The 10,222-nt window shown below is 62.4% G+C and carries 11 protein-coding genes; 4 read left to right on the top strand and 7 right to left on the bottom strand.

Annotated elements, in window-relative coordinates:
* The coding region (locus tag M0954_RS18120; protein ID WP_297354703.1) for an MFS transporter at positions 1-1,286 on the top strand (1,286 nt) is incomplete at its 5' end.
* On the opposite strand, the gene M0954_RS18115 is transcribed toward M0954_RS18120, so the two are convergent.
* The gene (locus M0954_RS18115; protein ID WP_297354701.1) at positions 1,283-1,849 is read right to left on the bottom strand and encodes a cysteine hydrolase family protein; all 567 of its coding nucleotides are present in this window, start codon (positions 1,847-1,849) and stop codon (positions 1,283-1,285) included. The genes M0954_RS18120 and M0954_RS18115 overlap by 4 nt on opposite strands.
* Before the next feature lie 77 nt (positions 1,850-1,926).
* Positions 1,927-2,349, bottom strand: coding sequence for an N-acetyltransferase (locus M0954_RS18110; RefSeq protein WP_133893872.1), 423 nt, complete (start codon positions 2,347-2,349; stop codon positions 1,927-1,929).
* 154 nt (positions 2,350-2,503) lie between these two features.
* On the opposite strand from M0954_RS18110, the gene M0954_RS18105 reads away from it, so the two are divergent.
* Positions 2,504-4,984, top strand: coding sequence for a penicillin acylase family protein (locus tag M0954_RS18105; protein WP_297354700.1), 2,481 nt, complete (start codon positions 2,504-2,506; stop codon positions 4,982-4,984).
* A gap of 45 nt (positions 4,985-5,029) precedes the next feature.
* On the opposite strand, the gene M0954_RS18100 is transcribed toward M0954_RS18105, so the two are convergent.
* On the bottom strand, positions 5,030-5,911 hold the full coding sequence (locus M0954_RS18100) for an endo alpha-1,4 polygalactosaminidase (RefSeq protein ID WP_297354698.1): 882 nt from the start codon (positions 5,909-5,911) through the stop codon (positions 5,030-5,032).
* 1 nt (position 5,912) lies between these two features.
* Between M0954_RS18100 and M0954_RS18095 the strand changes: the two genes are divergently transcribed.
* Positions 5,913-6,146 (top strand): hypothetical protein, encoded by a 234-nt coding sequence (locus M0954_RS18095; protein ID WP_297354696.1) that lies wholly within the window; start codon positions 5,913-5,915, stop codon positions 6,144-6,146.
* A 33-nt stretch (positions 6,147-6,179) separates the two neighbouring features.
* Here M0954_RS18095 and M0954_RS18090 read toward each other — a convergent pair whose 3' ends face one another.
* Positions 6,180-7,340, bottom strand: coding sequence for an iron-containing alcohol dehydrogenase (locus tag M0954_RS18090; RefSeq protein ID WP_297354693.1), 1,161 nt, complete (start codon positions 7,338-7,340; stop codon positions 6,180-6,182).
* A gap of 52 nt (positions 7,341-7,392) precedes the next feature.
* Between M0954_RS18090 and M0954_RS18085 the strand changes: the two genes are divergently transcribed.
* The gene (locus M0954_RS18085) at positions 7,393-7,677 is read left to right on the top strand and encodes a hypothetical protein (RefSeq protein WP_122157350.1); all 285 of its coding nucleotides are present in this window, start codon (positions 7,393-7,395) and stop codon (positions 7,675-7,677) included.
* A 49-nt stretch (positions 7,678-7,726) separates the two neighbouring features.
* Here M0954_RS18085 and M0954_RS18080 read toward each other — a convergent pair whose 3' ends face one another.
* The 3 genes from M0954_RS18080 to M0954_RS18070 form a co-directional block, all read right to left on the bottom strand.
* The gene (locus tag M0954_RS18080) at positions 7,727-8,434 is read right to left on the bottom strand and encodes a YceH family protein (protein WP_297354691.1); all 708 of its coding nucleotides are present in this window, start codon (positions 8,432-8,434) and stop codon (positions 7,727-7,729) included.
* A 216-nt stretch (positions 8,435-8,650) separates the two neighbouring features.
* Positions 8,651-9,715, bottom strand: coding sequence for a hypothetical protein (locus M0954_RS18075; protein ID WP_297354689.1), 1,065 nt, complete (start codon positions 9,713-9,715; stop codon positions 8,651-8,653).
* A 59-nt stretch (positions 9,716-9,774) separates the two neighbouring features.
* Positions 9,775-10,222, bottom strand: a 448-nt coding sequence (locus tag M0954_RS18070; protein WP_297354686.1) for a TonB family protein, incomplete at its 5' end; no start/stop codon positions are given.

Genomic DNA, 10,222 nt, shown 5'->3' with positions numbered 1-10,222 from the left:
GCCTTGAAGCGCGCACGCACGCGGGCCCAGTGCGTTTGCGCTCGATTGTCGGTGGACTGACCGGCAATGTGATCGAGTGGTACGACTTCCTCGCGTACAGCAGCTTTGCGATCTACTTCGCCAAGGCCTTTTTCCCCAGCGACAAGCCAACCGTCCAGTTAATGAACACCGCGGCAATCGCGGCGGTCGGCTATATTGCGCGGCCTCTCGGTAGCTGGTTGATCGGGCTTTACGCCGACAGGCAGGGCCGCAAAACGGCGCTCACGTGGTCGGTGCTGGGTATGTGCATCGGTTCGATGATGATTGCGGTCACGCCAGGCTACGCGACGATCGGCGTGTTTGCGCCGTCGGTCCTGATCGTCGCCCGCTTGCTGCAAGGCTTGAGCATGGGCGGCGAATACGGCACAAGCGCGACCTATCTGAGTGAGATTGCGCCGCATAACCAGCGCGGCTATTACCTTGGGTTTCTGCAAGTGAGCGTGGTGGCTGGGCAATTGCTTGCGCTCGGCCTTTTGCTCGTCATGCAGCACGTGCTGTTCACGCCAGGACAGATCGACCGATGGGCCTGGCGCATTCCGTTCGCGATCGGCGGACTGCTGGCGCTGTTTGCGATGTACATGCGCCGCAATGTCGAGGAAACCGAAGCGTTCACCGAGAGCGCCAGCAAGCACGGACCGCCGATCAGCCGCGAGATGCTGGCGCACTGGCGCCAGTTGCTGCTCGCCATCGGAATCACGGTGGGCGGGACGGTCGCCTTCTATACGTACACGGTGTACATGCAGAAGTTTCTCGTCAACACGGTTGGTCTGTCGCGTGAAGCGGGAACGCTCGCCTCGGCGGCGGCGCTCCTGCTTTATATGCCGCTGCAGCCGCTGTTTGGCCTCGCCTCAGACTTCTTCGGCCGGCGGCCGGTGCTGATCTGCTTCGGATTGAGTTGTACGCTGTTTTCGGTGCCGCTCTTCACCGCGCTTTCGCATACGCATGATCCGGTTGTTGCGTTTGTGCTCGCGTTCCTTGGGCTCGTCATGCTGAGTGGGTTTACGTCGGTTCACATGCTCGCTAAGACCGAGTTATTCCCCGCGAGAATTCGCGCCCTGGCGGTAGGTTTGCCGTATGCGCTGACCACGGCGATTCTCGGCGGCACGACCGAGTTCGTCGCCCTGCGCTTCAAGGCCGACGGTCACGAGTCGTATTTCTATTGGTACGTGACGGCGTGGGCTGCAATATCGTTGATTGTCTATTTGCGCATGCCGGAGACGCGGCATCGCTCGGATGAGCGCGCTTAAGACGCGTCGTTTAGCGCTTCTTCGGCAGTGACGACTGTGCAGTATTCACCGTGAAGGTTTGCGAGCGATATAGCGTGGACTTCTTCCGCGCTCCAAAAGCGACCGTTCCAGTCCGCACGCCCGAACGTAAAGCAGCCGTCCTCGACAAGGTAAGTATCGAAGCCGAGGTTGCCCGCCATCCGGACCGTTGCCTCGACAGAGTTATTCGTAATCACGCCGACCACCACGAGCGTTGTATGGCCACCCTCGCGCAGGCGATCCTCGAGACCTGTGCCGATGAACGCGTTGTTGGTGCGCTTCGGAATAACGGGCTCGCCGGGCAACGGAGCGACCTCGGGTTTGAAATCGTGGCCCGGTTGTCCAGGCCGGTAGTGCGAAGCAGGCTCAACGGAGTCGTGCCGCACGTGCCAGACTGGCCACTTCTCGGCGCGCCAGCGAGTCAGCAGCCGAGAAATTTTTTCCTCCGCGAAAGGCTTGTTCCGAACGCCCCAGTCAGGATGATCAATCGCGTTTTGCAAGTCGATCAAAAGAAGTACGGCCCCACGAGTCGAGGATGTGCGCATAGATCCCACCTTTCGTTGAGCGGAGAAAATGAGGTATAGATAGAGCGGCGCTACATGACAATCCGCTTCACTTCACATCAAACGTTGACCAACGTCTTACGCATAAACATCCGCTGCTGGCCTTCCGGGAAATCCTCAAGGCGCCCAAACACACTATAGCCATGCTTGAGATAAAAACCTTCAGCCTGCCACTCGAAGGTGTCTAGCCACGCTTGCCGCGCGCCAATATCGATAGCCGCCCGCTCTGCCGCGGCAAGCAACGCAGACCCCAGACCCGTCTTACGATGAGCTTCCGCGACCCACAAGATGTTGAGATGGAGCCAGTCAAATCCGACTTCGCCGACGACGCCACCGATAATCTCGCCATCCGCTCCCGGGTGAACGAGCCACAGCGGCTCGAAGCGGTGTTCACCTACGACGGAGACATTAAACGCCCGCAGACGCTTGCCAATTTCCATCGCTTCTTCCCGCGTTGCAATCCTGATTGGTTCTTTGTCCATGTCAACTGTCGCATTAAATGCCCCGGGGGAGACTCATTCTACCGGCCCTAAACGCTAACGGGCCACACCGAAAAACCTGCCCGTGCTATGGTCATACGCCACCGGCTTACCCGACCGCACCATCTGACCGCAACCACACCATTCGTCATCCGCGATGAATCGCCCGAGTCTCTCCTTTCGACAGCCGCGCGCCAACTGGTTGCTCCGCTCGTTCTACGTCCTCGTCCTGATCCTCGCCGCCATCGTGCTCGCAGCCTGGTTGACGCTACGCGCCAGCCTGCCGCAACTCGACGGCACACACAACGCAGCGACGCTCTCTGCTGCGGTCACGATCGAACGCGATACGCTCGGCGTACCCACCGTGCATGGGAGCACACGAGCAGACGTGGCCTATGCCACTGGCTTTGCCCATGCGCAAGATCGCTTCTTCCAGATGGACCTGCTGCGCCGCGTCGCCGCGGGGGAGATGGCCGCGCTGATCGGGCCGGCCGCGCTCAACCTCGACCGCAGCAACCGCCCGAACCGTTTCCGCGAACGCGCCCGCGCGCGAATTGACGCCATGCCCGCTGATCAGCGCACGCTGATCGACCGTTACACAGCGGGCGTCAACGACGGACTGGCGTCACTTTCGTCGCGGCCATTCGAGTACTGGGTGCTGCGTACCCAGCCGGCCGCCTGGCGGCCCGAGGACACCCTCCTCGTCGTCTACGCGATGTATTTCGATCTCCAGTCAGGTGAGGTGAGCCACATCCTCTCGCGCGCGGCGCTGCGTCAGCGTGTCCCCGCCGATCTGTTCGCGTTCCTGCTGCCGGCAACGAGCCACTGGGACGCGCCGTTCGACGTCGCCAAACCTCCCCCGGTCGACCTCACGACGCCGCCCGCCACGCGCCCTGACTGGCTCCGTGCCTCGAAGACAGCAAACGTCGCACTGCCTGCGACCGATCCTGTCTACGGCGACCTGATGGCCGCCAATTCCATGATCGGCAGCAACGGCTGGGCGGTCGATGGCGCACACAGCGCACAGGGCGGCGCGCTCCTCGCGAGCGACATGCACCTGGGCCTCTCGCTGCCCAACATCTGGTATCGCCTGTCGCTCACGTGGCCAGGCCTGGACGGGCATCCGCGGCGCGTGACCGGCGTCAGCCTGCCCGGTACGCCGCTCGTCATCGCCGGCAGTAACGGACAGATTGCCTGGGGCTTCACCAACAGCTACGGCCTCTTCATCGACCTGATCGAGCTGCAGCGCAACCCTGCTGATCCAACGCAGTACAAGACCCCCGACGGAAGCTGGCAGAGTGCAACCGTGCATCACGAACGCATCGACGTGAAGGGTGGCGCGTCGGTCGATCTGCCAGTCGCCGATACGCAATGGGGTCCTGAGATCGTGGTCGGCTCGCACACTTACGCGTTGCGCTGGGTCGCTCACGACCCGCAGGCCGTCAACGTCAACCTGCAGCGACTCGAAGACAGCACAAGCGTCGAGGACGCGCTGCATACGGCGCAAACGAGCGGAATTCCAACGCAGAACTTCATGGTCGCCGATTCGCACGGCAAGATAGGCTGGACGCTGGCCGGACCGCTACCGCACTGGACCAACGGTGCGACAGCTGCGAACAATTCGTTCGATGACCTGCCCTTTGATTCCGCCAGCTATCAGGGCTGGCAAGGCTACCTCGAACCCGCGAATTACCCGTCGCGAATCGCCCCGCCGCTTGGGCGCCTGTGGACCGCGAACAACCACACGCTGCCGCCAGCCGAAGCGGGGCTGCTTGGCGATGCCGGCGCCGACCTCGGTGCGCGTGCATCGCAGATTCGCGATGACCTGCTCGCGCTGCCACACGCAAACGAGCGCGACATGCTGGCTATCCAGACCGACGACCGCGCTCTATGGATCGACAGTTGGCGTCGTCTCGCCCTCTCTGCGCTCGACGCCGATGCGTTGCGCGACCATCCGCAGCGTGCCGAATTCCGCCGTCAGGTGCTCGCATGGAACGGCCGCGCCGACGCCGACGCCATTGGTTACCGCCTCGTGCGCGCGTTCTATTTCTCACTGTACGACGCATGGTTCGGCAAGCTCGACAAGGATATCCCGGCGAGCTTTGGCACCAACGCGGACAACCCGCAGACGGGCTTTCGCGCAGCGAGTTCACGCTACGACGCGGTCATGGAAGCGCTCGTGGCCCATCAGGCATGGGTGCCTGATGGCATCGCCGACTGGCACACGTTCATGCTCAACCGCGTCGACCACGCAATCGACCAGTTACCGCCGGACGTGAACGTATCGGATGCGCGCTGGGGAGATCGCAACCGCGCGGCCATCGAGCATCCGTTCGCGCGGATTGTCCCAAGCTGGCTGCCATGGATACGCGGCTGGCTCGGTGCACCGCATGATCCGCTGCCGGGCGACTTCAATATGCCACGCGTGCAAGCACCTTCGTTCGGCGCGTCTGAGCGGATGATCGTGTCGCCGGGACGCGAGCAGGAGGGTATCTTCGAAACGCCGGGCGGGGAGTCCGGCAATCCGCTCTCGCCATACTTTCTGGCGGGTCACGAAGCATGGGTACACGGCGACACCACGCCGTTCTTGCCGGGTGCCACGGTGCACCGGCTTGAGCTAGTGCCACAAGTGCATTGATCGCGCCGCAATCTTCGAGCGGACGACGTTGCGGACCGCCCGTGTTTAGTTCGACGTCACTGCCGGCAGGAACGACCACCAGCAAACCTGATCAAGTGCCGAGGTCGCGATCGACGGGCTAAATCCCGCCGCGACGCTGGCATTCCAGCCGTTTTGCGCGTCCGTGCTGTCCGAGCAACTGCTGACGTAGTCGAGTGTGCCTGTAAAGAACGCGCTGCGTGGCAACTGCGCCTCCGTACTCTTCCATGTCTGCAGCTCTTGCAACAGCGAACTGTCCAGCGACGGCAGAAATACCTGTTCGGCGAAGTTGCCATCCACTAGCATCGGGAACGACACGCCACCGCTTGAACCGCTGAGGGCCGACGTCGGCGCATTGTTCAGCATGATCGTCAGGTTCGGGAATTCCGTGCGCAACTGCGCAACGAGGTCCAGACCGCCTTGCGCGCAAGCGGTATTGCACGGGCCCTGCGCCGCATTCGCGCCGTGGCCCACGATTTCGAAGTTGTCCAGCATGAATCCATCGACACCCGTCGCCGCGAGGCGCGACGCAACGTAGTTAACGATCAGGTTCTGATAGGCCGCATTGCCGACATTCATCCAGTACTCGTCGGAGTAGCCGCTGTACTGGCCGAGCTGGGCCGCTGTATTCGCGCCGCAGGACTCGAAGCCGGCGGGCACCGTCGTCCAGTAGGTTCGCCAGGTCTCGCAGGCGCCGACGTTCAGGTAGCTGAGCACCTTCGCCCCTTTCGCCTTGAGCGCAGCAATCTGCGCGGGCGTGAAGTTGGGACTGCCCGTACCCGGGTCGGCATCGATGACGATTATGTTGAAGCTCGAAGCTAGTTGAGTAGGATTGGTTTGGGCCGCGGTACCGTAGTACACCGCCCACACCGCGGAGGCCGGAAGATTTCGCGCGGCCGCGATCGACACGTTGGTCGAGCCGCTCAGCGTTACCGCGCTTGCGGCGCTGGAAGTCGTGCCGGCAGTGTCGGTGGAACTGCCGGAAGAGGTTTGGCCACCGCCGCCTCCGCAGGCGCCTGACAATGCCGCAAGGAATAAGACAGCCCCAAAGAAGCAGCGAGAAAATAATGAGCGCATGGTTTATCTGGTTAGATTTTTCTACAGCGTGGCATGCGCGGCGGCCTACCGCGCGCCGCAAATGTAGCAGTGCGCGGGCAGCCTCAGCAATACGGGTGAATCAGAATGCAGAAGTATAGATAGCCAATGCGTCGGCCTCCGAAACGACCCGGGGATTATTGACGAGCAAACGCGTCTGCAGCATCGCATCGCTGGCCATCCGTTCCAGACCGCTACGTTCGATGCCCACGGCCCGCAGCGTCGCGGGTATCCCCGTCGCTGCAATCAGGTGTTCTACATGCTCGATCAGCGCCTGGGTACGGCTTGCGTCGCTACCGCTCGCTGCCGGCACGATCACACCGGCCAGTTCGGCGTACAGATGCGCCGCCGCCTCCGCGTTGAAGCGCAACACGTGCGGCAGGACGAGCGCATTGGAAAGACCATGCGGCACGTGATAGATACCGCCGATCGGATAGGCCAACGCATGCACCGCGGCCACCGGCGAGTTGGCGAAGGCCTGACCGGCAAACGTCGCACCGAGCAGCATCGCCTCACGCGCCGCGCGGCCCTGGCCGTTCTCGCAGGCAGGCAGCAGGTTGCGCGACAGCAACTCGAGCGCCTTCACGGCAAGCATGTCGGAGATCGGGTTCTTCAAACGCACCGACGTGTACGCCTCGATCGCATGCACCATGGCGTCGATGCCAGTCGCCGCAGTCGCGGCGGCCGGCAGTCCGAGCGTGAGCTCTGCGTCCAGAATCGCAAGATCGGCGATCAGTTGCGGCGCCACGACGCCCATCTTTTTCGCTTCGCCAACGGTGACGATCGAAACCGCCGTCACTTCGGAGCCCGTGCCTGCCGTCGTAGGCATCTGCACGAGCGGCAAACGCGCCACTTCGACCTTGTTGACGCCGTACATTTCGCCGAGCGTTTGCTGGTCTTGCGGCACCAGCACGGCCAGCAGCTTCGCCACGTCCATCGAGGAGCCGCCGCCCAGGCCCAGCACAATCTCGGCGTTTGCGTCACGCGCCCACGCAGCGGCTTCCAGCACGATATGTTCGGGCGGATCGGCGATCACATCGTCGATCACGGTGACCTGCCACCCATGGGCGGCGAGATCGGCCAGCGCGGGATTCAACAGACCGCTGCGATGCAAAAAGCTATCCGTCACGACGCACAAGCGCGTCAGCGCCGGAAACTGCTCACGCAGCAAACTGCCAAGGCGACGTGCGGCGCCATATTCGACGACAAGCGTCGGTACGGTCTGAAAGCGGAATGTGTTCACTGTGGTGTCCCTCCGGTACCATATAGCCTGAGATTTCGAGGCGAATTTCAACATGATACGCAAGACGCTCAACGCATCCCAGCTACAGCAGGAAGTGAACCGGCGACTGCACCGTCTTCAGGAAGTCGTTGAAGACGGTGTCAAGATTCGCGTTCCCCGTCCGCAGCTGCAAGAGCCCGACAAAACCGGCTGCAATTGGGATATGAAGCACTTCGGCAACGCCGCCGGGTTCGAGCGAGACATCGCCGCAGTGCTCCAGGCGGTACGCGCTGAATACAATCTGCGCACGGAAGCGAAGGAAACGGAAAACCCCTTCGGCGACTTTCCGGGCGACTAAGTTGCGAATTGCAAACAATCGCAAAGAATCGGCTGAGCATCACTGACGGTCAGGGCTCGCGCGCGAATTTTTCGAGGCTGATGCCCAGTTCCGCGGCCATATGCTCGACGAGCGTCTGAAGGCGCGCCAACTCGTCGCCCTGACGCTTCACTTCCGCTCTCAGCGCCTCGACCTCGGCGAACGCCTCCGGGTCTTCCGCAACGCCGCCACGCGTAGCCTCTTCGCTCACGCTGACTTCGCCGCACAACAGATGCGCCCAGCGATGCTCTCGCCCACCCGGCGCGCGCGGCAGCTTCACCACGCGTGCCGGTTCGTGCGCCGACAGTTCATCCAGAAACACTTCAACCGATGAGATATCGGCGAAATCATGCAGGCGCGAACTGTTCAGGCGCAATTCCGCGGCGGTTTGTGGACCGCGCAGGATCAACACCGTGAGCAATGCAGCTGACTGGCTCGGAATACCCAGCACGCGATTCATGTTGTGCTCGAAGCGCGGTACGCGGCTGCTGCTGCCTTCCATCACGAGACTGAGGCGTTTCAGATCATCGATGGCGGTGAGCACCTCGGCCTCGCTCACGTTCATCACCGGAGCGCGTGCGGTCTTCTGGTTGCAACCGGCAGTCAGCGCGTTGAGCGAGAGCGGATAGGTGTCCGGCACCGTGTGCTGCTTCTCGACCAGCACACCCAGCACGCGCGCTTCGACGGGCGTCAGGGAACGCATGGCGGGGCGCGGGATAGCGTCAGGGGTGGTATTCATAGGTGACTTCGCTTCGGGCGGCGCCAGACGGGCTACCCTGATCGTGGGCCTGACGGGAATGTCGGGCGAAGATCACTATGATATCCGGCATGGAGGCGTCTGCGCGATGGGTTCACGTCATGTATCGCGCCCTGCGTTGCACGCCAGGTTGTCAACCGAGCTGCGCCCCCGGACGACTACGCCCGCCGGGCGAGGCTGCCCGGCGGTCTTCAGCCATTACTTACGCTGCGCCACCAACACTTCGAACGTCCCCGGAATCACCGCGGGACGAGGATGGGGATTGTCAGCCGTCGCCGCCCCTGCCGGGCCGAATTTAGACGACACGAGATACACACGATGAGCCTTGGCATCGAGGGCCATCGTCTTTGCGCCCTCCAGCGTCTGAACGTTTTGCACGACCGTATAGTGATCGGCATCGTCCTCATGAACGATGGTCAGCGTGCCGTCCGCACCGTTCGAGCTGAACGCCAGCTTCAAGGCCGGGTCGAACGCCGCGGTGTCGGGGTGACCGCCGATCGGCACTTCCGTCACGTGACGGCCTGTGGTCGAGTCGATCACCATCATGCGCTGGTTGACGCAAACGGTGAACAGGCGTTCCTGCGCGGTATCGATGGTGAGCCCGGTCGGTTCCTCGCACGGGGCGATCGACCAGTGCGTAAGCACGGCGCCAGCGTCGCCGTCCATCTCGACGATCTCGCCTTTGTCCTCCACATTGACGAAGACGTGCCCGTGGTTATCTGCGGCGAGCGCCTCGGGTTTGCCACCCACCGGCATGGTCGCGACCACCTTGCGGCTAACTACATCGATTGCGCTCACGCTGTTATCGTGCCCATTGCTGACGAACACCCGCTGCAACGCCGGCACATACAGGATGCCGTCGGGGTCGGGGCCTGCCGCCTTGATCGTGTCGATCACCTTCAGCGTATCCAGGTCGATGACGGTAATGGTGTTCGCCCGGCCGTTGGTAATGAAGCCGAGCTTGCGATCCTGCACGAACGCGAAGCCGTGCACGCCATCGGTGTTTTCGATCTCTCCAGATAGCTTGCCGGTGCGCGTATCGACTACCTGTACATGGGTGTCGCGACTGACGAACAGATGGTGACGCACCGGATCGTACGCCACGTAATCCCAGTGATCTGTACCGCTTATACCGTAGTGTTGAGTTATTTCGAACTGCGTATGATTGCTTTGCGCGGCGACACAGGCTCCCGCCACTGCCAGCATTGACGCGAGCGCGCCGGCAAGCAGACTTTTCAGAACGTTTCCTTGTTTCACTTTCATTCGACTCCAGTGGATGTTGCTTGAGGCTGTTTCAGGTAAGGGTCCAACCGGACGAACGATTACGAATCGTGGTCGTCGAGGTTGAAGGTGACCCATAACTGCTCGGACAGCGTTTTGCCCACAAATGCAGGCTCGGGTTTGGGATACGCCGCATCCCGCACTGCAGCCAGCGCAGCGCGATCCAGCAATCCGATGCCGCTCGATACCACCACGCTCACGTCGGATACCACGCCGTCGCGATACTGAAATGCAACACGCGTGCGGCCGGACATGCCCGCCATGCGGGCCGACTCCGGATAACGCAGCGCCGCCTGAATCGCCGCACGCAGCGCACCTTCAAAGCTTGCGTTCGGCGCCGTCGCAGCGGGCGCCGCAGCCGGTGGTGGCGAAGGCTGACGCGGCGCGGGAGGGGCATCGGTAGGTGTTGCGGACGGCAGCATCGGGGCCGGCGTCGGCACCGGAACTGGCTCGGCCTTCGGCGGCGCGACATGCGCAACGTGCTGGACG

Source organism: Paraburkholderia sp. (assembly GCF_026225065.1).
Taxonomy (GTDB): Bacteria; Pseudomonadota; Gammaproteobacteria; order Burkholderiales; family Burkholderiaceae; genus Paraburkholderia.
This window is presented reverse-complemented; position numbering and strand designations above follow the sequence as displayed.